The organism is Paraburkholderia sp. NPDC080076, from assembly GCF_050281145.1.
In the GTDB taxonomy this organism is placed as follows: Bacteria; Pseudomonadota; Gammaproteobacteria; order Burkholderiales; family Burkholderiaceae; genus Paraburkholderia.
Map to the genome: position 1 here is coordinate 264,588 of NZ_JBNNWQ010000009.1, position 21,737 is coordinate 286,324.

20 protein-coding genes are annotated in these 21,737 nt (G+C 63.2%); 6 read left to right on the forward strand and 14 right to left on the reverse strand.

The annotated features are described in order from the left end of the window. Window positions 1–87 precede the first annotated feature (87 nt). A complete protein-coding gene (bcsD, locus tag ACQKRQ_RS31030; protein WP_132382504.1) occupies window positions 88–543 on the reverse strand; it encodes a cellulose biosynthesis protein BcsD in 456 nt (151 codons plus the stop codon). 556 nt (window positions 544–1,099) lie between these two features. Between bcsD and ACQKRQ_RS31035 the strand changes: the two genes are divergently transcribed. Together ACQKRQ_RS31035 and ACQKRQ_RS31040 are read left to right on the forward strand one after the other, a co-directional pair. Beyond that, a complete protein-coding gene (locus ACQKRQ_RS31035) occupies window positions 1,100–2,245 on the forward strand; it encodes a GGDEF domain-containing protein (RefSeq protein ID WP_427481407.1) in 1,146 nt (381 codons plus the stop codon). 118 nt (window positions 2,246–2,363) lie between these two features. After that, window positions 2,364–4,697, forward strand: coding sequence for a diguanylate cyclase (locus ACQKRQ_RS31040; protein ID WP_427481323.1), 2,334 nt, complete (start codon window positions 2,364–2,366; stop codon window positions 4,695–4,697). A gap of 48 nt (window positions 4,698–4,745) precedes the next feature. Here ACQKRQ_RS31040 and hpaI read toward each other — a convergent pair whose 3' ends face one another. The 7 genes from hpaI to ACQKRQ_RS31075 form a co-directional block, all read right to left on the reverse strand. Beyond that, the gene (gene hpaI, locus ACQKRQ_RS31045) at window positions 4,746–5,549 is read right to left on the reverse strand and encodes a 4-hydroxy-2-oxoheptanedioate aldolase (protein ID WP_427481324.1); all 804 of its coding nucleotides are present in this window, start codon (window positions 5,547–5,549) and stop codon (window positions 4,746–4,748) included. An 18-nt stretch (window positions 5,550–5,567) separates the two neighbouring features. Continuing rightward, window positions 5,568–6,371: a 2-oxo-hept-4-ene-1,7-dioate hydratase gene (hpaH, locus tag ACQKRQ_RS31050; RefSeq protein ID WP_408281696.1), complete on the reverse strand. Its 804-nt coding sequence runs from the start codon at window positions 6,369–6,371 to the stop codon at window positions 5,568–5,570. Between the two features lie 20 nt (window positions 6,372–6,391). After that, window positions 6,392–6,793 (reverse strand): 5-carboxymethyl-2-hydroxymuconate Delta-isomerase, encoded by a 402-nt coding sequence (locus tag ACQKRQ_RS31055; protein ID WP_408250493.1) that lies wholly within the window; start codon window positions 6,791–6,793, stop codon window positions 6,392–6,394. Between the two features lie 21 nt (window positions 6,794–6,814). Next, entirely contained in the window at window positions 6,815–7,678 is an 864-nt protein-coding gene (gene hpaD / locus ACQKRQ_RS31060; protein ID WP_427481325.1) for a 3,4-dihydroxyphenylacetate 2,3-dioxygenase, read from the reverse strand. Window positions 7,679–7,763: 85 nt separating this feature from the next. Then, window positions 7,764–9,221 (reverse strand): 5-carboxymethyl-2-hydroxymuconate semialdehyde dehydrogenase, encoded by a 1,458-nt coding sequence (gene hpaE / locus ACQKRQ_RS31065; protein WP_427481326.1) that lies wholly within the window; start codon window positions 9,219–9,221, stop codon window positions 7,764–7,766. A 93-nt stretch (window positions 9,222–9,314) separates the two neighbouring features. After that, entirely contained in the window at window positions 9,315–10,073 is a 759-nt protein-coding gene (locus ACQKRQ_RS31070) for a fumarylacetoacetate hydrolase family protein (RefSeq protein ID WP_427481327.1), read from the reverse strand. After that, window positions 10,070–10,843, reverse strand: a complete 774-nt coding sequence (locus tag ACQKRQ_RS31075) for a fumarylacetoacetate hydrolase family protein (protein WP_427481328.1) — start codon at window positions 10,841–10,843, stop codon at window positions 10,070–10,072. Before ACQKRQ_RS31075 ends, ACQKRQ_RS31070 begins: the two co-directional genes overlap by 4 nt. A gap of 180 nt (window positions 10,844–11,023) precedes the next feature. Here ACQKRQ_RS31075 and hpaR point away from each other — a divergent pair, with 180 nt between their 5' ends. Continuing rightward, window positions 11,024–11,431, forward strand: coding sequence for a homoprotocatechuate degradation operon regulator HpaR (gene hpaR, locus ACQKRQ_RS31080; protein WP_042277081.1), 408 nt, complete (start codon window positions 11,024–11,026; stop codon window positions 11,429–11,431). Between the two features lie 22 nt (window positions 11,432–11,453). Here the strand turns inward: hpaR and ACQKRQ_RS31085 are convergent, their stop codons facing one another. The 3 genes from ACQKRQ_RS31085 to ACQKRQ_RS31095 all read right to left on the reverse strand — a co-directional run bounded on the left by ACQKRQ_RS31085 (window position 11,454) and on the right by ACQKRQ_RS31095 (window position 14,327). Next, window positions 11,454–12,593, reverse strand: a complete 1,140-nt coding sequence (locus tag ACQKRQ_RS31085) for a DSD1 family PLP-dependent enzyme (RefSeq protein WP_427481329.1) — start codon at window positions 12,591–12,593, stop codon at window positions 11,454–11,456. A gap of 20 nt (window positions 12,594–12,613) precedes the next feature. Continuing rightward, window positions 12,614–13,285, reverse strand: coding sequence for an HAD family hydrolase (locus ACQKRQ_RS31090; protein ID WP_427481330.1), 672 nt, complete (start codon window positions 13,283–13,285; stop codon window positions 12,614–12,616). A 136-nt stretch (window positions 13,286–13,421) separates the two neighbouring features. After that, on the reverse strand, window positions 13,422–14,327 hold the full coding sequence (locus ACQKRQ_RS31095; RefSeq protein WP_427481331.1) for a LysR family transcriptional regulator: 906 nt from the start codon (window positions 14,325–14,327) through the stop codon (window positions 13,422–13,424). A 200-nt stretch (window positions 14,328–14,527) separates the two neighbouring features. Between ACQKRQ_RS31095 and ACQKRQ_RS31100 the strand changes: the two genes are divergently transcribed. Beyond that, window positions 14,528–15,616: a hypothetical protein gene (locus ACQKRQ_RS31100; RefSeq protein ID WP_427481332.1), complete on the forward strand. Its 1,089-nt coding sequence runs from the start codon at window positions 14,528–14,530 to the stop codon at window positions 15,614–15,616. Between the two features lie 60 nt (window positions 15,617–15,676). Here the strand turns inward: ACQKRQ_RS31100 and aroQ are convergent, their stop codons facing one another. From aroQ to ACQKRQ_RS31115, 3 genes are read right to left on the reverse strand one after another with little or no spacing between them, the layout of a single operon-like run. Beyond that, the gene (gene aroQ, locus ACQKRQ_RS31105; RefSeq protein WP_427481333.1) at window positions 15,677–16,117 is read right to left on the reverse strand and encodes a type II 3-dehydroquinate dehydratase; all 441 of its coding nucleotides are present in this window, start codon (window positions 16,115–16,117) and stop codon (window positions 15,677–15,679) included. Between the two features lie 43 nt (window positions 16,118–16,160). Then, window positions 16,161–17,228, reverse strand: a complete 1,068-nt coding sequence (locus ACQKRQ_RS31110; RefSeq protein ID WP_427481334.1) for a Gfo/Idh/MocA family protein — start codon at window positions 17,226–17,228, stop codon at window positions 16,161–16,163. 33 nt (window positions 17,229–17,261) lie between these two features. After that, window positions 17,262–18,668, reverse strand: coding sequence for an MFS transporter (locus tag ACQKRQ_RS31115; RefSeq protein ID WP_427481335.1), 1,407 nt, complete (start codon window positions 18,666–18,668; stop codon window positions 17,262–17,264). Between the two features lie 265 nt (window positions 18,669–18,933). Between ACQKRQ_RS31115 and ACQKRQ_RS31120 the strand changes: the two genes are divergently transcribed. Both ACQKRQ_RS31120 and ACQKRQ_RS31125 read left to right on the forward strand, forming a co-directional pair. After that, on the forward strand, window positions 18,934–19,890 hold the full coding sequence (locus ACQKRQ_RS31120; RefSeq protein ID WP_132382535.1) for a LysR family transcriptional regulator: 957 nt from the start codon (window positions 18,934–18,936) through the stop codon (window positions 19,888–19,890). 261 nt (window positions 19,891–20,151) lie between these two features. Beyond that, window positions 20,152–21,675 (forward strand): CoA-acylating methylmalonate-semialdehyde dehydrogenase, encoded by a 1,524-nt coding sequence (locus ACQKRQ_RS31125; RefSeq protein WP_427481336.1) that lies wholly within the window; start codon window positions 20,152–20,154, stop codon window positions 21,673–21,675. Window positions 21,676–21,737 lie beyond the last annotated feature (62 nt).

Here is a 21,737-nt window from a genome sequence, read left to right on the forward strand (position 1 = left end):
GCGCGTTTCTCTACGGCTCATTGCTACTGTGTCCATTCACAAACGCGGCCCACCAATCCAGGCCACATGTTCATCAACGTGCGGCGTTCAAACAGGATGACGTCCCAGACGGAACTCGATTGCGGTGTCCTCGCTGTACCCACTCGTTTGCGCGACCGACAAGCCTTGCGCGCCCAACGCGCTCAACCAGGTCTGATACACGCCTTCGAGAAACGCCGGCGTCCATGCAAGCGCCGTGCCGCCGAATGCCTGCAACGGCGCGCAGTAGTGAACGATGCGCAATGACTCGGGTTCGTCCGCCAATTCGACGTAGCCCCAATCCATCTCATGCCAATACAGGTTCAAGGTTCGCGCGAGTTCGGCGGTCGAGTCGCAGGCGGGCAGCGGATGCGCCGCCGCAAACCGGCTGCCGACGCGATGCATCAATTGGCGCAATTCGTCGCGGCCTATCTGCGCTTCGAATTCGGTGGCCAAGGCGGTCAGCATGCCGCGCCACTGCGGCGAGATTTGGCGTTCCAGCAGGTAATCGAGAATTGGGACCATGTTTTCCGGGGGATGGCCGTTGCTTCAGCCGCATAAAAAGTCGGAGGCCCACGGCCGGGTGCAAGGAAAAGTGTTGCGGGAAATCGCGTATTGCACGCGGCCTAGGTTAGTTTTACCGGGTTGTCTAGTCTGTCCACCACACTTCGAAGCAGTCTACTTAAGACATTAACTTTTAGCCACTTTCCATTCGTCTGTTTATACGCGCAATCGATTGCGATGGATGCATTTTCGATTAAGTAATTTTTGCTGCCTGATTCGCCGGTTGGCTTATCCAACGTGGATGTCCGGTAAGAATGCTTCGGTCGTGACTCTATTAACGGCGCGTTTCCGCAGTTGATTTAACGCTTTCGTTTCGTGATAAATGCAACGCTTGGCGATCGCGCGCAAGCGACGGGATCACTGCCCGTCGGTAAGTCTTTCTAAATCTTTCGCGGTGCTTGCGTGCCCATTTTTTGCCCGAGCCGCTAAGCTTGCGAACTTGCAGCGGGTTGCACACAGAAAAAGCACGTGCGTACGTGGCGCATGTTCACGATGCCGTTTGATTCAATTCACTTCAATGCTCAATCCACTCAGTATTCTTCTGGTCACCGTGTTGTCGAGCGCCATGGCGATGGCCGTGCTCGGCTCGTTGTGGCGTGCGGCGATTCCCGGCGTCGGTTACTGGATCTCGGCCAACGCGATCGCGATCGTCGCGCTGCTCGCTTTCGCCTTGCAAGGCCATGCGTCGCGCTGGCTGACCTTCGTGGCGTCCAACGTGTTGCTGGCGGCTTCGCTGCTGCTGGTGGTCGAAGGCTGTTTGCGCTTTCTGGGGCGCCGCACGCGACCGTGGCCGGCTTACGCCGGACTCGTCGTCGTGCTGTTCGGCATCTCGTACTGGACCTTCGCCGCGCCGAACTTCAACGCGCGCGTCGCACTGGTGTCGGCATTTCATGCGGGCCTCTACGCCGCGCTTGCCGTGATCATGCTGCGCGGCCGTCCTGCGAACCGGCCGCGCTACAGCTATTACTTCCTCGCGGTGGCAGGCGTCCTGCTATGTGCCGGGCATACTTCGCGCGGGCTCATGTACGGCTTCGGTTTGCTGACGCAGACCGGGCTCCTGCAAGTGTCGCCGTCCAACATCGTATTTCTTGCGCTCGGCATTCTTGCGCCGCCCTGTCTTTCGATCGGCGTGGTGATGCTGGCACACGACCGCCTCGCCGAACGGCTCGAACGGCTCGCCAATGTCGACGACCTGACCGGCGCACTGTCGCGCCGCGCGTTTCTCGCGATCGGCGACGCGCTGCTGAACGCGTCGCTGCGGACCCGCTCGCCGGTGGCGCTCGCGATCATCGACATCGACTCGTTCAAGGCGGTCAACGACAACTTCGGCCACGCCGCCGGCGACCAGGTGCTGAACCACTTCGCCACGTTCGTCGCCCGCAACCTGCGGGTCGGCGATGTGTTCGGCCGGCTGGGCGGCGAGGAATTCGGCGTGCTATGCCCGGCCACCGGCACCGCCGAAGCGGTGAAACTGCTCGACCGCCTGCGGGCCCGGCTCGCCGGGGCCGCGCCGGACGAGTTGCCGCGTGGGCTGCGCTACACCTTCAGCGTCGGCGTGGACCAGCTGCGGCGCGATGAATCGCTCGCTCAGCTGATGGCGCGCGCGGACGGCGCGCTGTATGCCGCCAAGGCGTCGGGCCGCAATCGCGTGATGGCGGCGTAGGGCGGAGGGGCCGGGAACGACAATCTTCGTTCTATTTGTGTGGAAGGCATAAATATTTATCAGACATTTGCCGATATCCATTGGCAGAGTGACCGGAACCAGCCTGATACCTATCAATATGCTTTCCAGCTCAACGCAGCACCCGTCCGACACCGGTTTGCGCGATCGCTTCCACCGGCGCTCGCTCGAACATCAGCGTCCGCTGTCCACCATGACCATGGCGTTCACCGTGGTCGCGTTCCTGTGCTTCATCGGGGCGCGCAATCTGGTCGACGGCCCGGCCGCGCCGCTTGCCTACCGGCTCGCGTGCGCGCTGCTGCTCGGCTTGCTCGTGCTGGCGATTCCGCGCACAAAGTCGACGTGGACCTTCGGTTTCATCGGCGTCGCTTACTCGCAGGTGCTGCTGGTGGGGCTCGCGGTGAACATCGCCGGTGTCGCGCAGCCGCTGCTGTGGACGCTGCCCGCGATGGTCGTGATCCCGATCTGCGCCGCGCCACTGTGGCTCACGCCGGTGCACTTCATCACCGGCAGCGTGCTCTTCTATACGACGGCGTTCGCGCTGCTGTTCGGCGCGCCGCTGCCGCATGACGTCGATACCGTCGTGTGGATGTGGATCGCGGCGATCGGCGTGCCGACTTCCGCGGTGTTTCATTTCGGCTTCTACCGGTTTCGCCGCAACCACTTTCTGCTGGAGAGCCAGCTCGCGCAACTCGCCGCGACCGACCCGCTGACCGGCCTGCAAAACCGCCGTGCGTTCGTCAAGCAGGCCGAGCGCCGCCTCGACACCGTCACGCCGGATACGCGGATCAGCGCGATCTTTCTCGACATCGACAACTTCAAATCCTTGAACGACCGCTTCGGCCATGCGATTGGCGACCACGCGCTCTACCAGGTCGCCCAGGTGCTGATGGAAGAGATTTCGGCGGACGACAGCGTGAGCCGGATCGGCGGCGAGGAATTCGCGCTGCTGCTGCGCGACAGCCTCACGGGCGCGCTTCATGTGGCCGAACGGCTGCGCCATGCGATTGCCGCGATCGAGCGGCCGGACGGCCGTCTGACCGCGAGCTTCGGCGTGGCGGAGCACCGCAGCGGCGAAAACATCATGGTGCTGCTCGACCGCGCCGACGAAGCCTTGCTGCGCGCCAAGCATTCCGGCAGAAACCGGGTGTGCGCCGAGCGCGCGCTGCCGCGCGAAGCGCTGCAACTGCTGGCCGACGACGGATCCGACGAGAGCGGGGCAGCAGTGCGGCGGCATCGCTGGGAGGAGTACTACCTCACCTCGCATTTCCAGCCGCTCTACAGTCTGTCGCATCAGAAGCAGGTGGGCTTCGAGGCCTTGCTGCGCGGCGAGCAGGACGACGGCACGCTGGTGCCGCCCGCGGTGCTGTTCGCGCCCAGGCCTTCGAGCGACGAAGGCGCGCTCGACCGCGCGAGTCACGTCGTGCATCTGGCTCACGCGCGCAAGTCGCTGCCGGACGACGCGTGGCTCTTCCTCAACATTCTGCCGGCCACGTTCATTGCCGAAGGCTACGCCGATCAACTGGCGAAGATCGTGCGGGCCGTGGGGCTCGAACCTGAACGCGTGATTCTGGAGATTCTCGAATCGCACGGCGGCAGCGTCGACGACATGTCGCGGGCGGCGGCGTTGTACCGCAAGCACGGCTTCCTGATCGCCGTCGACGATTTCGGCGCCGGCCAGTCGAATCTCGACCGCCTGTTCAGGATTCGCCCGGACCTCGTCAAGCTCGACGGCGAACTGATTCGCGCGACGGGCCACGGCACCGAGCAGCCGATTCTGCCCAAGCTCGTTTCGCTGCTGCACCTCGCGGGGATGCTGGTGGTCGTGGAAGGCGTGGAGACCACGGAGGAACTGATTCTCGCGGTGGAATCGAATGTGGATTTCGCGCAGGGCTATCTGCTCGGGCGGCCGGCTAAGGAGATCGCGCCTCCAGAGTCGGTGCATCGGCGTATCGACGAAGCTTTCGATGTGATCGCCCAAGGGCGGGCGCATCAGTACGCGTTGTTCGAAACCGAAGTGGAGCCTTACCGGGTCGCCTTGCGGCTCGCCGCCGATGCGTTGCTGGCCGGCGTGGCCATGGAAGAGGCGTTCGCTTCGCTGGCGAGGTTCGAGCGCTGCATCAGCTGTTTCATCCTCGACGACTCGGGCAGGCAGATCGGTCATGAGGTGCAGGGGCCGGCCTGGAGCACGGACGGGGCGTCGCTGCAACCCGTGGCGAATCCACGCGATGCGCGCTGGGATCATCGGCCGTATTTCCGCAATGCGGTGTTGTTGCCGGGCGTGGCGGTGTCGAGTAATCCCTATCTGTCGCTGGCCAGCGGCAGGCCGTGTATCGCCGTGACGCTGGCGCTGCAGTTCGCCGCCGAGCGATCCGTGATCGGTGTGGAACTGGACTGGTCGGCGTCGGGCTTGCCGTGGCCCGCGGGGGAATAGGGCGTTTCCCGCGCCGCGGCCCCGCGTGTTGCCGCAGAACGGATTCCTTCAATACCCGCCCTTTGGCGACGCCACCAGCGCTGCGGTCGTTTTATACGACCCCGCCAGATCCGCCGCCGCGCGGCTCAGCAAACCCGTGTCCGTGCCGACCGCCACGAAGGTCGCGCCCGCTTCGAGATAGTCGGCGGCAATCGCGGGATCGGGCGCGAGCACACCTGCCGCTTTGCCCGCGCGCCGCACGGTCTGGATGCCGTTGCGAATCGCTTCCCGCACAGTGGGATGGCCGGGTTTGCCCAGCAGTCCCATCGACGCACTCAGGTCCGACGGACCGAAAAACACGCCGTCGACGCCGTCCACCGCCGCGATCGCCCGCAGATTTTCCATGCCCTGCACGGTCTCGACCTGCACCAGCACGCACAACTCGTTTGCCGCCGTGGTCAGGTAATCCGGTATCCGGTTCCAGCGCGACGCGCGCGCCAACGCGCTGCCCACCCCGCGAATGCCTTGCTGCGGATAACGCGTGGCCGCAACCGCGTCGGCGGCCTGTTCGGCGGTGTCGATCATCGGCAGCAAGAGGGTCTGTGCGCCGACGTCTAGCAATTGCTTGATCAACGCGCTGTCGCTGCGCACCGGACGCGCCACCGGATGCGATGCATACGCGGCCACCGCCTGTAATTGCGCGAGTGTGCTGCGCACGTCGTTCGGCGCATGCTCGTTGTCGATCAGCAGCCAGTCGAAACCGGCGGTGGCCAGCAGCTCGGTCACGTAGGCGTCGGCGAGCGCGGCCCAGAGGCCGAATTGCGGTTTGCCTTCGGCGAGTGCGCGCTTGAATGTGTTTTGCGGTAGAGACATGTCGTGACTCGAATGAGCTCAGATGAAATTCAAACCGATGCCGCCCAACGGACCGTAGTCGACGTGGAAGGTGTCGCCTGCGCGCGCGGGGATTGGACTGGTGAAGGAGCCGCTCAGGATCACGTCGTTCGCGTTGAGCGTTTCATCGTATTGGGCGATCTTGTTGGCGAGCCAGGCCACGCCCGTGGCCGGATGATTCAGCACCGCGGCCGCGAGGCCGCTTTCTTCGACCGTGCCGTTCTTGTAGAGCAACGCGCCGACCCAGCGCAAGTCGACATCCAGCGGACGCACGGGACGTCCGCCCAGCACGATGCCCGCATTCGCCGCGAAGTCCGAGATCGTGTCGTAGACCTTGCGCGGCGCCCTGGTTTCGCGGTCGAACTGTTCGATGCGCGCGTCGATGATTTCCACCGCCGGGCTCACGTAAGCGGTTGCGTCCAGCACGTCGAACAGCGTAACGCCGGGGCCCTTCAAGGGTTTGCTCAACACGAACGCCAGTTCGACTTCCACGCGCGGTGCAATGAAGCGGTCCGCGCGAATATCCTGGCCGTTTTCGATGAACATGCTGTCGAGCAGAGGCGCGTAGTCGGGTTCGTCGATCTGCGACGAACGCTGCATCGCGCGCGACGTGAGGCCGATTTTGCGGCCCTTGATCACGTGGCCTTCAGCGAGCTTGAGCTTGACCCATTCGCGTTGAATCGCGTAGCCGTCCTGCACGGTCATCTGCGGATACGCGGCGGAGAAGTGGCGCAGTTGCGTGCGTGTTTTCTCCGCGTGGTCGAGTTGTGCCGCGAGGTCTCGGATAGTCTGTTCGTCTAGCATGATGGATTCTCTCAGTGCCGCTACTCAGCCTTCAGGCGCGCGTGCAAGTTGTTATGTTTCCAGGTACCGGCTTCGCTGAATTCATTGATCTCCAGCGACAACGCCAGACCCTTCTGTGCGAATTCGGTGGCGAAGTGCTGCTTGATCAGCGCGAATAGCGCGTCGCCGGTGGCCTTTTTCGCGGCCTCGGAACGGCCTGCGCCAATCTTCAGATTCGCATGCAGGAACGCGGCGTCAGCGCGTCCGTCGGCGATGCAGTACTGTTCGCAGCGCAGCGCGCGCACGCGGATGCCGCCGAGCGGATAGACGCGCTGTTCGTTCTCGCGTTGCGCGTCGAGGCACCGCGCGAGCGCGTGGCACAGTTGACCGATACTTTCTTCGCCGGCGAGATTGGCGCTGTATTCGAGTGTCAGATGCGGCACAGTGATCTCCTTCCTTGGAACTCAGGCGGGCAGGGGCGTAACGGGGAAGATCGCGTTGATCTGGCCGGTGCCCGAACTGCCGAAGTAGGGCGTGACGACTTCCACCTTGCCGTCGTAACGATCCCAGCCGAGCGCGCCGAGCAGCATCGCGGTGTCGTGCATGCCGCCTTCGCCCCAGCACTTTTCGTTATAGAGCGGCAGCATCTCGCAGAAGGTTTTCCAGTCACCGGCTTCCCACAGTTCGACCACCCTGCGGTCCATCTGCTCGAGAAACGGACTCCATACCTTGTGCATGAACTGCTCGGCCGTGCCGTTGTTGGCGAAGTGGTGGCTGAGCGACCCGCTCGCCAGAATCGCCACGGTGCCGTCGTAACGCTCTTCAACGGCCTTGCGCACCGCGAGGCCGAAGCGCGCGCTGGTGTCTAGGTCGTGCCACATGCACCAGCCTGCGACCGAGACGGTTTTGAAATGCTGATCGCCATTCATGTAGCGCATCGGCACGAGCGTGCCGTATTCGAGTTCGAGCGTGGTCTCGCTGTGCGCGCGGCTTTTCACGCCCATTTCGTTGGCGACTTCCGCGATCAGGTTGCCGAGGCCGACATTGCCCGGATACGCGTACGGCATGTTCTTGATGAAATGCGGCAGTTCGTTGCTCGTATAGACGCCTTCGAAATTCGGCGCGCAATTGATGTGGTATTCGCTGTTCACGAGCCAATGCACGTCGAACACGACGATCGTATCGACGCCCAGCTCGCGGCAACGCCGGCCGATTTCATGATGGCCGTCGATTGCCGGTTGTCGGCAGCCTTTATGCGGACCGTCGAGTTCGGAAAGATATAACGACGGCACGTGTGTGACTTTTGCTGCCAATGCGAGTTTGCCCATCGCGGTCTCCAAGTCTGCTGCAGCGCGGCGCATGAGGCGCTCGCGCTGAAAACGCACCGGCGCTTCATGCGCCGGCACCGATGGTTCAAACGCCCCAGCGCGGAATGTGATGTGAGCCTAGCGACACGCAAACATTCTTCGGTTCGAGGAACACTTCATAGCTCCATGTGCCGCCTTCACGGCCCACGCCCGATGCCTTGGTGCCACCGAACGGCTGGCGCAGATCGCGCACGTTCTGGCTGTTGACGAAACACATGCCGGCTTCGACGGCAGCGGCAACGCGCAACGCGCGGCCGCTGCTCTCGGTCCAGATGTAGCTCGACAGGCCGTAGGAGATATCGTTGGCGAGTCTGATCGCGTCGGCTTCATCGTCGAACGGAATCAGGCAGGCGACCGGGCCGAAGATCTCTTCCTGCGCGATGCGCATGCGGTTGTCGACATCGACGAACACGGTGGGTTGCACGAAGTTGCCTTTGCGCATGGCGTCGGGCAGTTCCGGCATGTCGAGCCCGCCGCACGCGAGCGTCGCGCCTTCTTTCGGGCCAAGTTCGATGTAGCTGCGCACCTTCGCCAGATGGCCCTGACTGATCATGGGGCCGACAATGGTGCTGTCGGACAGAGGATCGCCCACCGTCAAACGCTTCGCACGCTCGATGAAACGCTCGGCAAAGCGCGCGTAAATAGAGCGTTGCACGAGAATGCGCGAACCCGCCGTGCAGCGTTCGCCGTTGTTCGAGAAGATCATGAACACGGCGGCGTCGAGCGCGCGCTCGAAATCGGCGTCGTCGAAAATGACGAACGGTGACTTGCCGCCGAGTTCCATCGAAAACTTTTTCAGTCCCGCGGTTTGCACAATGCGGTTGCCGGTCGCCGTCGATCCGGTGAACGACACGGCATGCACGTCCGGATGCGCGACCAGCGGTTCACCGGTGTCCTTGCCGAAGCCGTGCACCACGTTCAGCACGCCGGCCGGAATACCGGCTTCGAGCGCGAGGTTGCCGAGCATCGCGGCCGTGAGCGGCGAGAGTTCGCTCATCTTCAGCACCGCGGTGTTGCCGAACGCGAGACAGGGCGCGACTTTCCAGGTGGCCGTCATGAACGGCACGTTCCACGGCGAGATCAGCGCGCACACGCCGACCGGATGGAACAGCGTGTAGTTCAGATGCGTATCGGTGGGATACGTATGGCCGTCGACACGCGTGCACATCTCGGCAAAATAGCTGAAGTTGTCGGCGGCACGCGGTACGAGCTGCTTGCGTGTCTGCGAGATCGTCTGGCCGGTGTCCTTCGTTTCGGTCTCCGAGATCTCCGGCACGTTCTTCGCGATCAGTTCGCCGAGTTTGCGCACCAGCTTCGCGCGTTCCGCGGCGGCCTTGCCGGCCCAGGCGGGAAACGCGTCTTTGGCGGCGCGCACGGCGGCGTCGACTTCTTTCTCGCCGCCTCGCGCGACTTCGGCTAGCACTTCCTGGGTGGCCGGATTGACGGTTTCGAAGTAGTCTTTCGCCGCGCCAGCCTTGCCGTTGATCAGATGTTCGATTCGCATTGCCTTGTCCTTTCTCTTTTTCGATCCCATGACCGCAGTCGAGCCGGAGTTAGTGCTTCAGCACTTACTCCGGTCCCATGCACCGCACCCCGATCAGGCGCGCTTGAAGTCCGCGTCGGATGCAATCGTATTGACGAGACGGCCCAGGCCGTCGATTTCGCAGATCACTTCGTCTCCCGCGTTGACGTTGACGACGCCTTCCGGCGTGCCGGTCAGGATCAGGTCGCCGGGCGCGAGCGTCATGAAGCTGCTCAGGTATTCAATGAGCGCCGGGATGTCCGTGACGAGATCGCGCGTGTTGCCGTGTTGCTGACGCGTGCCGTTCACGAACGTGCGCAATTCGAGTTGCGTGACGTCTTCGATATCGGCGGCGTCGACGAACCAGGGGCCGAGCACCGTGCCGCCATCGCGATTCTTCACGCGCAGGTTCGGACGGTAGTAGTTTTCGAGGTAGTCGCGGATCGCATAGTCGTTGGCGATCATGTAGCCCGCCACGTATTGCATGGCGGTTTCGCGCTTCACGTTTTTCGCGGTTTGGCCGATCACCACCGCCAATTCGCACTCGTAGTGCATGAAGGTGACGTCGGCGGGGCGGCGCGTCACGCCGCGATGACCGACCACCGTGCCCGGTCCCTTGAGAAACACGAGCGGCTCTTCCTGCTTGTTGAACTGCAATTCCTTTGCATGCTCAGCGTAGTTCAGGCCGAGTGCGAAGATCGTGCCGACTTCGATCGGCGCGAGCCACACCACTTCATCCTCGCGACGCACGCGGCCATCCGCGAGGCGCACGCCATCGGCGTCGGGATACGCTTCGTGAATCGCGCCGGCATACGCAACACGGCCGCGCATCATGGCTGTTCTCCTTCTTGTTCTTCGGCACCGACGAACGACACCGTGAGCGGCGGCATCGCGCCGATCGACAGCGTGGCCGTGTCGCCGATATGCGCAACAGGCGAACCATGCGGTACGCCAAGCGTGATGACGTCGCCCGCGCTAAGCGTCATGAAATCGGTCACGTCCGCGAGCAGTTGCGCCACGTTGCGCACCGACGACGCGGTGCTCGCCGTGAACGCCTCCCGTGACCCGAGTTGAACCCGGATCGCCAGATTGTCCGGCGTCGCGACATGACGCGCCGCAACCACGGCCGGTCCGACGACGCAGAAACCGTCGCGCGCCCGGAACCGCACCGATGGCCGGTACACGCTCGCATGCGGCACGCTGAGATCGGCGACCAGCGTATAGCCGGCGATGTAGTCGAACGCCTGCGCCACGCTAACCCGTGTTGCAGTGCGGCCGATCACGATGCCGAGCGACGCGCCGACTTCCACGCCCAACGCATCGTCCGGCACGACGACCCGGGAGCGATGCCCGGCGAGCGTATTGCGCGGCTTCAGATAGAGCACCGGCGCTTTCGGCGGCGCTTTATATGGCGCGGCGTGCACCGCGTCGCCCAGCGCTTCGAGCGCGGCGCGGTCGTTCAGCAAGGTTCCATAGACAGCGCCGCCAACCGGCGCGCGGCAGGCCGTGCCACGTGCGAGCAGCGCGGCCGCGGTGCGCGCATCCACGTCGCGTGGCAACGCTTCGCCTTCGGGATGCAGCAGATGATCGGCTAGTGCAAACATAAATTAGCTGTCTCTCGGCAAAAACACTAACATGTTAGTAGTATTGCGCTTGATATCATCCATGGTCAATAGCCTGTCGGCTGATCGCGGGTTTTCCCTTAAGCTTCGACGGCTGCTTTTTAATCATCTTCCAACATGTCCGCCTCCGCCTCGACCCGAGTTTTGCACCGCAACCTGCCGATGTTGTTGCTGCGCGCCAGAGAAAAAATGATGGAGCGGTTTCGTCCGTTGATTACCGCACACGGATTGACCGAACAGCAGTGGCGCGTGATTCGCGCGCTCAACGAGCACGGTCCGATGGAGCCGCGCCACATTTCCGATATCTGCACGATTTCGAGCCCGAGCATGGCCGGCGTGCTCGCGCGCATGGAGAGCATGGAACTGGTGACCAAGGAGCGTTTCGCCGAAGATCAGCGCCGCGTGCTGGTGTCGCTGACCGATACGAGCGTGGAATTGGTGCGCGTGATTTCGAAGGATCTCGAAGCGCACTACCGCGAACTGGAGCGCAAGGTGGGACCGGAGATCGTCGAGCGCGTGTATCGCGCGGTCGACGATCTGCTGGCGGGTCTGGAGGAAGAGGACGAGTGATGTAGCGGTTCAGATGCTCGCTTCACCAGCCCTGAAAGCGCCGCCACTCCACACTGTTGCCGTCCGGCGCCACCGCGTGATACTCGGGAAACTGCGCGCCGGTGGCGCACGCGTGATTCGGCAGAATGCGCAGTTTCATGCCGATCGGGAAGCGCTGCGTGACATCGTCGGCGGCGTCCGCGTTTTCAACTATCGGCGACAGAATGCCGTGCTCCTGGTTGGCGCCGCTGACCACGTACCCGGGCAGCGGCGTGCCGTTCAGCAAACACGGCTGGCCGTAACCGAAATCGTGCGACTGCTTCGACGTGCCGCGATCCCGGCTCATCGCCATCCAGCCCGCGTCGAGAATCGCCCAGCCCTTGTCCGCCTGATGACCGATCACGGTGGCGAGCACGCTGAGCGCGATGTCGTCGAGCGCGCACACGCCGATGTTGTGCATGACGAGGTCGAACAGCACGTAGACACCGGCGCGCACTTCCGTGACGCCCTCTAACTGCGTGGCGGCGAGGGCAGTGGGCGTCGAGCCGACGCTGACCACCGGGCATGCAATACCGGCTTCGCGCAACCGCTGCGCCGCGCGCACGCAGCCCGCGCGTTCCTGCTCAGCGAGCGCGGCGAGCGCTTCCGGCGTATCGAGCTCGTAGCTCGAACCGGCATGGGTCATCACGCCACCCACCTTGACGCCGTTTTCATGCAGAATCCGGCCCACTTCGAGCAGCGTGTCCTGTTCGGGTGTGATGCCTGAGCGGTGCCCGTCCGTATCCACTTCGATCCACACCTCGAAGGTTTCGCCGTGCTGATCGCCGTATGCGGCGATGGCCGAGGCGGCGGTCGGATTGTCCACCACGATCTTCAGATTGCAGCCCTGGCGGCGCAGCGCGAGCGCTCTCGGCAGCTTCGACGGGGCCATGCTGACGGCGTAAAGAATGTCGTCGACACCGGCGGCGAAGAACGCCTCCGCTTCCTTCAACGTGGACACCGTGACGCCGCGCGCGCCGGCGGCGATCTGCGCGCGGACCACGTCGATGCACTTGGTGGTCTTCACGTGCGGACGAAACGCGACGCCGAGCGTGTTCATATGCCCTTGCATTCGCGCGATGTTCCTTTGCATCCGTGCGATGTCGATCAACGCGGCTGGGGTTTCAATCTGGTCGAGTTTCATGCTTTCACCGGGAAATGGAGTCATGCGGAGTCATGCTGGTTCGTACCGAAGCGAGCGAGCCACGGAACGAGCGAATCGAGCGTCGGCGATTGGATCTCGGGCGGCTGTGCGCCGCTTACGAGCGGCAGGTCGACGCGGTTGTGCCAATACGTCCGCAAGCCGACGGCGGCGGTGCCGAACATGTCGTAGCTGGAGCCTGCCACGAACGCGGCTTCATGGGCACGGACGCCGAGTTTTTCGAGCGCGAGGCGGTACGGCAGCGGGTCCGGTTTATATACGCCGGCTTCTTCGGCGGTGACGATCGCGTCCCAGCGGACCGGCAAGAGCTGGGCCGCCTGTGTGCCGAGACTCGTGGAGCAGTTGGTCACGACCGCCAGCTTGCAATGCGGCGCGAGCGTTTGTAACGCGTCGACGGCGCCGCTCCACGGCGTGAGCGTCAGCCAGTCTGCTTCGAGCGCGAGCGCGGCGGATTCGGGCAGGCCGACTTGTGCGGCGGCTTCGCGCACCAGTTGTTCATACGCAATGTATGAGCCGCAGCCGTAGGTCAGCCGCAGATAGGCGGCGCGCCATGCACGGCCCGCCTGTTCGGAACCGGCCGCGCGATTCCATGAGGTCCACGAGTCGAGCAGGGCGGTCAGGAGGTCGAACAGGACCGCTTTGGGATAGGCGGCAGGCACAGAGGCACGAGTCATGATTGATTTGACCAGCAACGGACGGTGAGCTGATTATAAAGTTTCATCAGCGGCGCGGCGTTCAGATGGTTTAACTCTTAGATTCAGTCAGAATGAATGATCCAGCTTACGTCTTCCTCCAAGCGGATTTCGACACTTATCGCCGCCAGGGCGGCTGCGGCCTGAACCTGCTTTGCAGATACTGCATGAAATGACGGGTGCGCGCCGGCAGGCCCGCGCGTTGATGCGTGAGCGCCATGACGTCGGCATCGGGCGCTTTCCATCCCGATAGCAAACGCACGAGCTTGCCCTTCGCGAGATCGTCGGCCACGTCCCATTCGGAGCGCAGGATCACGCCGCGCCCTTCGCATGCCCACTGGCGGATCACATCGCCATCGTTGCAGCTCAAATGAGCAGACACGCGCACGCTGCGGCGCGTGCGGCCTTTGCTGAACTGCCATAGCGAGACATCTTCGTTGTTCTCGCGCAGCACGATGCAGGGCAGCTTGCTCAATTCATCCGGAGAATCCGGCATGCCCACTCGCTTGATCAGCGCGGGCGCCGCGCAGACGAAACGCGCATTCGGTGCAATCGTGTAGCCGATCAGATTCGACACCGGCAACTCGCCGATATGCACGACGATATCGAAGCGGTCCATCGTCTCGGTCAGAGGCTTGTCGGAGAGCGTAAGCGCGACGTCGACATCCGGATTCCGCTGCTGGAAATCGGCAATCGCGGGCGCGAGGTGCCGCCGCCCGAACCCTAGCGGCGCATTGATTTTGAGCGTGCCGACGAGTCCGCCGCGACGCATCTGCAGGTCTTCGAACAGCGCGTCGAACTGCTGGACGAGGCCGGCGCCGCGTTCGCACAGCAGCGTGCCTTCTTCCGTGAATTGCAGGCGGCGCGCCGTGCGGTTCACCAGTTGCGCGCCCAGTTTCTTTTCCAGTTGCTGAAGTCGCTGCGTGACCGCCGAGGGCGACAAGCCCAGTTTTCGCGCCGCGGCGATCAGGCTGCCGCTTTCGCGCAGCGTCAACAGGAAGCGGATATCGGCCGAATCGTTCATGTGAGCGACGTTTGAGTTCGGAAGTCTGGCAGCTTAAAGCGTTTGGATGCGCGATTCCAGTTCAGTCTGGCACGCGAGCCGACGAATGCGGTGCGGCTTGCAAGGTAAAGTGATGCTTCTGTCATGCACGCTGCGGCGTGAGCCGCTAAAGTGTGCGTTTGCGCCGCTTACCTGTTGCTTTCATTTGAAGAGAAGTCCACATGCCGTTGTCCAATGAGCCGTCGAATGGCTCGTCAACCGATGCCGTGCGGAACAACGCCTTGAAACAGGCGGTGTTTCTGCACACGGGCTGGCGTAGCGCGGGAACGTGGGTCTGGTCGCGTCTGCGCGAACTTGACAGCGTGACCGGCTTTTATGAGCCGCTCAGCAACGTGCTCGCGGACCTGAGCCTGGCCGATGTGTCGGCGTCGCGTCCCACGCTGACATCGGGCCATCCGCCGCTTGACGCGCCGTATTTCCACGAATATCGCCCGTTTCTGCGCGAAGGCGTTCGCGGTGTGGACGGATATCGCAGGGGTTTCAGTCTCGATCGTTTCGCCAGCGTGCCTGATGCGGAATTTCCGGCATTGCAGGCCTATCTACGCAACCTGTGCGAGCGCACCGCCGAACAGGGCAGCGTGCCGGTCTTCAAGTTTTGCCGCTCGTCCGGCCGGCTGCCGTGGCTGAAGCAGGCTTTTCCGCAGGCCATGCATGTGGGCGTGTTGCGAAATCCGGCCTCGCAGTTCGCATCGGGGTGGCTGCTCAGTCAACAATGGAGCAATCCGTTTTTCGTGGCCGCGCCGTTTCGCGTGCTCGGGCTGAATCAATCGGACCCGCTAGTCAGGCAGGCCATCGAGATCTGCGGCGTGAGCTTGCCGCCCGCGGCGCCCACTTCGGACGACACCTATGCAATGGCGTGCGAGCACTATGCGCGCACCGCGGAAGGCAATAACGCGTATCGGGCATTCGTCGCGCTGTGGATTCTGTGCGCGTTGCGCATGGCGGACGGTGTCGATCTGCTGATCGATATGGACCGGCTTGGAACCTCTCGCGACTACGCGGCGGATCTGCGCGCGGGGTTCGAAACGCAGAGCGGCTTGTCGCCCGATTTCAGCAGCGCGCGCGATCTGGTGGAGGAGACGCGGCGCGGCGCGGCGCGCATGAGCGGAATCGACGGACGGGCGATGCGCACCGTGCATTCCGCCGCGCTCAAATTCCTCAAGGCGCAGGGCGCCGCCGACGCCGCCTTTGTCGAAGTGATCCGCAAGAAGATGGTGCTGGCCAACGAGCTGACTGATGCATGGCGCTGATGGAGCATTCGCTGCGCACGGTGAACGACTCCGGGCGCGGCGACGCAAGATCACCGTTATTTAAGCGGCCGTCGCCGATACAGCCGCTCGCAGCCCCAGCAGATAACTCTCGGCGCCAAAGCCGCAAATCTGCCCTTTGACGACTTCGGCAAACACGGAAACATGCCGGAACGCTTCGCGCGCGTGGATGTTCGACATGTGAATTTCCACCACCGGCACCGTCAAGATCGCCAGCGCGTCGCGAATGCCGTAGCTGTAATGCGTCCATGCTCCGGCGTTGATCATGACGCCGTCGGCATTGTCCGTGAAAGCCTGGTGGATGCGTTCGCACATGGCGGCTTCGCTGTTGGTCTGAAAGCTCTCGACCTGCACGCCCAGTTCCTTGCCCAATGCCTGCAGGCTGCTGTCGATTTCGGCGAGCGTCACGGTGCCGTATTGCGCGGGGTCGCGCTTGCCGAACATATTGTGGTTGATGCCGTGAAGCATCACGAACGTTTTCATGGGGCGTTCCTGGAGTAATGGATTCAGTAAAGGCGATGCGATATCAATGCGCTGCTGCGACCGCGGGCGTCGTGCTGACCACGGAACCGGCATTGGCCGCTTCGACGATCGCCTCGGTGATGCGCAGATTCTGCAGGCCGTCGCGGGCGCTCACGAGCGGTTTCACTTCTTGTCGAATGACGCGCACGAAATGTTCGAGCTGAAGCTTGAGCGGATCGTCGCGAGTCATCTCGGCAACGCCGACCGCGAACGGCTTCCACCACGAACGGTCCTCGGCCTTGCCATAGGTTTTCAGGCGCATGGTGGGCACGGCGAGCGAACCGAAGGTGCCCGCGATGACATAGCAGTCTTCGTCCGGATACGACGGATAAGCCTTGTTTTCCTGCGACGTCTGCTCCCAGCTACGAGCACTCGCGGCCGTGTCCGACAGCATGAAGCTGCCGAGCGCACCGCTCGCGAAGCGCAGGTTGATCGCCACCGTGTCTTCGACCGGAAAACCGCGTGTGGCGTGCGACGAAAACGCCTGCACGGCCACGATATCGCCGCACAGCATGCGCAGGTTGTGCACCTCGTGGATCATGTTCAGCAGGATCGGCCCGCCGCCCGGCTCGCGCCGCCAGGGGGCGTCGGCGTAGTACTCATCCGGTTTGAAAAAGACCGCGCTGCCCATCACCGCGACCAGTTTGCCGAGCCGGCCTTCGTCGATCAGTTGCTTCGCGCGGGCCATGATCGGACTGTGCGCGCGGTGATGCCCGATCAGCAACGGCACGCCGCAGCGCTCGGCTTCGGCGACCAGTGATTCCGCTTCATCGACCGTGGATGCGATCGGCTTTTCGAGCAGCGTCGGCACGCCGGCCGCGAGACAGGTCAGCGCGTGCTCCACATGCAACTGGTTCGGCGTGGCCAGAATCACACCGTCCGGGCGGTCCCGTTCGAGCAGTTCGTCGAGCGTCCGGTAAAGCGGCACGCTGGTCTGGGTAGCGATCGCCTGTGCCGCCGGCGACGGGTCGACGATCGCCGACAACGAGCACGTGCCGCTCTGCTGCGCGACAGCCATGTGAGCGCGGCCGATGTAGCCCGCGCCGGCCACGGCGATCCGGGTCCTGTTCATGGATCGATTCCTTCGAAGTTCGAGCGAAATGGATTACGCGAGAGCTTTCTTCGTTTCAGCCATGGTCTCGGCCCGCATGCGCTCGTAGCTGGCCTTGTCAATCGGCACGGCATTGGGTTCACCCAGATCGCTCAGCCTGATGCGGTAGTTCTCGCGTGCGCTCCATGCGGTCACCGCGGCAACGATGGTGATGGCGAACGTGATCGTGCCGATGATGAGTGGCACATTGGTCGATCCGGGCGGCGCGACATAGGCGAACAGCGCAGGCAGCAAAGCGGTGATCGTCGTGCCGATGTTCTGGCCGATGGCCATCGCGGAGACCCGTGAACGGGTCGGGAACAGTTCCGGATAGAAGCTCGGGAAAATCGCGTTATACCCTTGGTAGACGACGCCCCACATGAGGATCGACATCACCATGGCGAGCGGGACGTTGCGGATGCTGATCGCGTACAGGTAGCCGAACGAAAGCAGACCCGCGCCAAGCGCGCCGACGACGATGGGCAGGCGCCGGCCGATCCGGTCGGAAAGATTGCCCACATAGGGAATCACCAGCACGGCGACGATATTGCCGATCACCGGAATCCACAGATAGACGCTCTTGGAAAAGCCGATGCCGTATGACGCCTGCACCGCATAGGCCGCGCCGAAGATGGTGGCGACGACCGGGATCACGTTCATCAACGAGCAGAGAATCACGCGCACCATATCGGGCCAGTTGTAGCGGAAGGCTTCGACAATCGGCGACTTGGGCACGTTGCCGCTCGCGTCTTCCTTGGCGAACGCCGGTGTTTCGTGGACTTCGCGGCGAATGTAGTAGCCGGCGATCAGCACCACGGCACTCAGCAGGAACGGGATGCGCCAGCCCCACGAATTGAATGAGCTCTCTTCCATGAAGTAGGCGAGTGGCAGGAACACGGCGGCGGCGAGAATCTGGCCCGCCTGCACGCCTTGCAGCGTGAAACTGGCGTAATAGCCGCGCCGCCCGAATGGCGCGTGTTCGAGAATCATCGAACTCGCGCCCGAGATTTCACCGGCCACGGCGAAACCCTGAATCAGGCGCAGCACCACCAGCAGGGCGGGCGCGAGCAGCCCGGCGCTGTGATAGGTAGGCAGAAAGGCGACTGCCATCGTCGAGAAGCCCATCAGGAACATGCAGACGAGTAGAACGTTCTTGCGGCCGTGCGTGTCGCCCCAATGCCCGAGCACCACCGCGCCGATAGGCCGCGCGACGTAACCCACGCCGTAGGTGGCGAGCGAAGCCACGATGGCGATCTTCGGATTGCCCGAGGGAAAGAACAACTGTGGAAAGATAAGGGCCGCTGCCTGAGCGTAGATAAAGAAGTCGTAGTACTCGAGTGCCGAGCCGATCCAGCCGCTGGCGGTTGCCTTGCGAGCCTGCGAGCGGCGTTCGTGGCCGCCTGCCGATGTATTCGTTTCCATGTTGTCTCCTGAACAGAAATGTTTGGATCAGCTTCTACGGCTGATTCATTGGCGTCCTGAAAGCAAAACTATGCAAGCCAGGACTTACCGGGACGCGGCCTGTTTCGGGATGCTCGATCGCTGCTGTGCAGCGCACCAATCGAACGGCGGTACAGGGTTAACCAGTGCCTGGGTGTCCCGAGTATTTCATCCGACCGGCATGGCTTGCCCGATCGGCTCGTTAAGGCTAGGGTAATGTGGTTCTGCACGGACACAATGCGGCCAAATGGAAAATCAGAATGCGCTCACAGCCAGCAATGAGTCTTTCCTGCGCGATCTGCAGCTGTTCTGCAACATCGCGCGCCGGGGTAGCTTCGTGGCGGCATCGACGGAAATGGGCTTGTCGCCCTCGCATGTCAGCAAGCGCGTTGCCATGCTGGAAGCCAGTCTCGGCGTGAAGCTCTTTCAGCGCACCACGCGCCGGGTCAGTGTGACGAGCGACGGCGAAGCCGCTTTGCAGTGGGCGCAGAAAATACTCGACGACGTGCAGGGCATGGCCGATGCGTTCGCCGATCGCCGCACCGAGTTGCGCGGCTTGCTGCGCATCAGCACGAGCCTACGGCTCGGCCGCAAGCATGTATCGCCGATTCTGGCCTTGCTGCGCCAGCGTCATCCGAATCTCGAGATCTGGCTGGAATTGCTGGACCGGCGTGCCGATCTCGTCGGCGAGAACTTCGATATCGACATTCGCGTGGGCGAAGTGCATGAGCCGCACCTGATCGCGCACAAGATAGTGGAGAGCACGCGAATACTCTGCGCGTCGCCGGACTATCTGGAACGGCGTGGCACGCCGCTCGAACTGGCCGAACTGACCCAGCACGACTGCCTGCTCTTTCGCGGACGCGACGACCGCTTCGGCGTCTGGCGCCTGAGCGGTCCGAACGGCGAAAAGAGCGTGAAGGTGACGGGCACCGTTGCGTCCAATCTCAGCGATATCGTCGTGCAGTGGGCCAAGGACGGCTACGGCGTGGTGATGGTGTCGATCTGGGACGTGGCCGAGAGCCTGCGCGCCGGCGAACTGGTGCGCGTGCTGCCTGACTACATGCAGTCCGCCGACGTGTGGGCCGTGACGGCGGAGCGTTTGTCGTCGTCGGCGAAGATCCAGGTGTGCATCGAATTTCTCCGGGAACAGTTGACGAGCGGGCCGTACGCGCTCGTGACACGCGGCGTGGGCGGGTTTTGACCGAGCCACGCCGCGATGCGCGCCGACGCCTGAGCGGGGTTCGCGGTCCAATACAGTTGCCACGCAAAAAACAATACAGTGAGGCGCGGTTTTATTTCGCTGTATCGGGAATATGGCCGGCGCCGTCGATACAGTTGGCAAGTCTCGATGGAGCCTGCCGACGAGCGGATCGCCGCTCTGGCGCTGTGCGACGTAGCCCGATTTTTTGCCTATGGCCCGGTGGTGACGCGCCGCGGTTTATCCCGAACACGAGGTAAGGACATGAATGCAGTGAACGAACAAGCGAAGCTGTCGGTGCAGCAGTTGGGCCACTACATTGGCGGCGCGCCGGCCGCGCCGACCAGCGGCCGCTTCAAGGACGTGTTCAATCCCGCCACCGGCAAGGTGACCGGCTCGGTGGCGCTGGCGTCGGTCGAGGAAGTGGACGCGGCGGTGCAGGCCGCCAAGGCCGCCTTTCCCGCCTGGAGCGAAACCGCGCCGATCAAGCGCGCGCGCATTCTGTTCAAGTTCAAGGAGCTGCTGAACAAGCATCACGACGAACTGGCGATGCTGATCACGCGCGAACACGGCAAGGTGTTCACGGACGCGCAAGGCGAAGTGGTGCGCGGCATCGAAGTGGTTGAGTTCGCGTGCGGCATTCCGAACCTGCTGAAGACCGATTTCACCGACCAGATCGGCGGCGGCATCGACAACTGGAATCTGCGGCAGGCGCTGGGCGTGGTTGCGGGCATCACGCCGTTCAACTTCCCGGTCATGGTGCCGATGTGGATGTTCCCGGTCGCGCTCGCCTGCGGCAACACGTTCGTGCTGAAGCCGTCGGAGCGTGACCCGTCGGCGTCGCTGCGGATTGCCGAATTGCTGAAGGAAGCCGGACTGCCGGACGGCGTGTTCAACGTCGTCAACGGCGACAAGGTGGCCGTGGATGCGCTGATCGATCACGCGGATGTCGCGGCGCTGTCGTTCGTGGGCTCGACGCCGATCGCCGAATACATTCATACGGAAGCGTCGAAGCGCGGCAAGCGCGTGCAGGCGCTCGGCGGCGCGAAGAATCATCTGGTGGTGATGCCGGACGCCGATCTGGATCAGTCGGTCGACGCACTGATCGGCGCGGCCTACGGTTCGGCGGGCGAGCGCTGCATGGCGATCTCGGTCGCGGTGGCGGTCGGCAACGTGGCCGACAAGCTGATCGAGAAGCTGGTGCCGCGCGTCAAATCGCTCGTGATCAAGAACGGTGAACATCTCGACGCGGAAATGGGCCCGTTGGTTACCGCCGAACATAAGGCCAAGGTGGCCGGTTATATCGCGTCGGGCGAGGCCGAGGGCGCGAAGCTGATCGTCGACGGCCGCGCGCATCCGGTGGCGAGCGAAGACGGCTTCTTTATCGGCGGCACGCTATTCGACAATGTCGGCACGGACATGAAGATCTACAAGGAAGAGATCTTCGGCCCGGTGCTGGCGGTGGTGCGGGTGCCCGATTTCGCGAGCGCCGTGGCGCTGATCAACGCGCACGAGTTCGGTAACGGCGTGTCGCTCTTCACGTCGGACGGCGGTGTGGCGCGCGCGTTCGGCCGGCAGATTCAGGTGGGCATGGTTGGCATCAACGTGCCGATTCCGGTGCCGATGGCATGGCATTCGTTCGGCGGCTGGAAGCGCTCGCTGTTCGGCGACCATCACGCTTACGGCGAAGAGGGTGTGCGCTTCTACACGCGCTACAAGAGCATCATGCAGCGCTGGCCGGACAGCATCGGCAAGGGGGCTGAATTCACGATGCCGGTGGCGAAGTAAGTTAGCTGCGGGTTGGTTGTCATTCAGAAAGCCGCGCCTGATTCAGGCGCGGCTTTTTTGCG

Excerpts from the sequence above, each read along its gene's own strand:
- hpaD (WP_427481325.1), bottom strand. The coding sequence starts at position 7,678 with ATGGGCAAACTCGCATTGGCAGCAAAAGTCACACACGTGCCGTCGTTA.
- bcsD (WP_132382504.1), bottom strand. The coding sequence starts at position 543 with ATGGTCCCAATTCTCGATTACCTGCTGGAACGCCAAATCTCGCCGCAG.
- ACQKRQ_RS31100 (WP_427481332.1), top strand. The coding sequence starts at position 14,528 with ATGCCGTTGTCCAATGAGCCGTCGAATGGCTCGTCAACCGATGCCGTG.
- ACQKRQ_RS31125 (WP_427481336.1), top strand. The coding sequence starts at position 20,152 with ATGAATGCAGTGAACGAACAAGCGAAGCTGTCGGTGCAGCAGTTGGGC.
- ACQKRQ_RS31075 (WP_427481328.1), bottom strand. The coding sequence starts at position 10,843 with ATGTTTGCACTAGCCGATCATCTGCTGCATCCCGAAGGCGAAGCGTTG.
- hpaI (WP_427481324.1), bottom strand. The coding sequence starts at position 5,549 with ATGTCTCTACCGCAAAACACATTCAAGCGCGCACTCGCCGAAGGCAAA.
- ACQKRQ_RS31115 (WP_427481335.1), bottom strand. The coding sequence starts at position 18,668 with ATGGAAACGAATACATCGGCAGGCGGCCACGAACGCCGCTCGCAGGCT.
- aroQ (WP_427481333.1), bottom strand. The coding sequence starts at position 16,117 with ATGAAAACGTTCGTGATGCTTCACGGCATCAACCACAATATGTTCGGC.
- ACQKRQ_RS31085 (WP_427481329.1), bottom strand. The coding sequence starts at position 12,593 with ATGAAACTCGACCAGATTGAAACCCCAGCCGCGTTGATCGACATCGCA.
- hpaR (WP_042277081.1), top strand. The coding sequence starts at position 11,024 with ATGTTGTTGCTGCGCGCCAGAGAAAAAATGATGGAGCGGTTTCGTCCG.
- ACQKRQ_RS31090 (WP_427481330.1), bottom strand. The coding sequence starts at position 13,285 with ATGACTCGTGCCTCTGTGCCTGCCGCCTATCCCAAAGCGGTCCTGTTC.
- hpaE (WP_427481326.1), bottom strand. The coding sequence starts at position 9,221 with ATGCGAATCGAACATCTGATCAACGGCAAGGCTGGCGCGGCGAAAGAC.
- ACQKRQ_RS31040 (WP_427481323.1), top strand. The coding sequence starts at position 2,364 with ATGCTTTCCAGCTCAACGCAGCACCCGTCCGACACCGGTTTGCGCGAT.
- ACQKRQ_RS31120 (WP_132382535.1), top strand. The coding sequence starts at position 18,934 with ATGGAAAATCAGAATGCGCTCACAGCCAGCAATGAGTCTTTCCTGCGC.
- ACQKRQ_RS31110 (WP_427481334.1), bottom strand. The coding sequence starts at position 17,228 with ATGAACAGGACCCGGATCGCCGTGGCCGGCGCGGGCTACATCGGCCGC.
- ACQKRQ_RS31035 (WP_427481407.1), top strand. The coding sequence starts at position 1,100 with ATGCTCAATCCACTCAGTATTCTTCTGGTCACCGTGTTGTCGAGCGCC.
- ACQKRQ_RS31095 (WP_427481331.1), bottom strand. The coding sequence starts at position 14,327 with ATGAACGATTCGGCCGATATCCGCTTCCTGTTGACGCTGCGCGAAAGC.
- hpaH (WP_408281696.1), bottom strand. The coding sequence starts at position 6,371 with ATGCTAGACGAACAGACTATCCGAGACCTCGCGGCACAACTCGACCAC.
- ACQKRQ_RS31070 (WP_427481327.1), bottom strand. The coding sequence starts at position 10,073 with ATGATGCGCGGCCGTGTTGCGTATGCCGGCGCGATTCACGAAGCGTAT.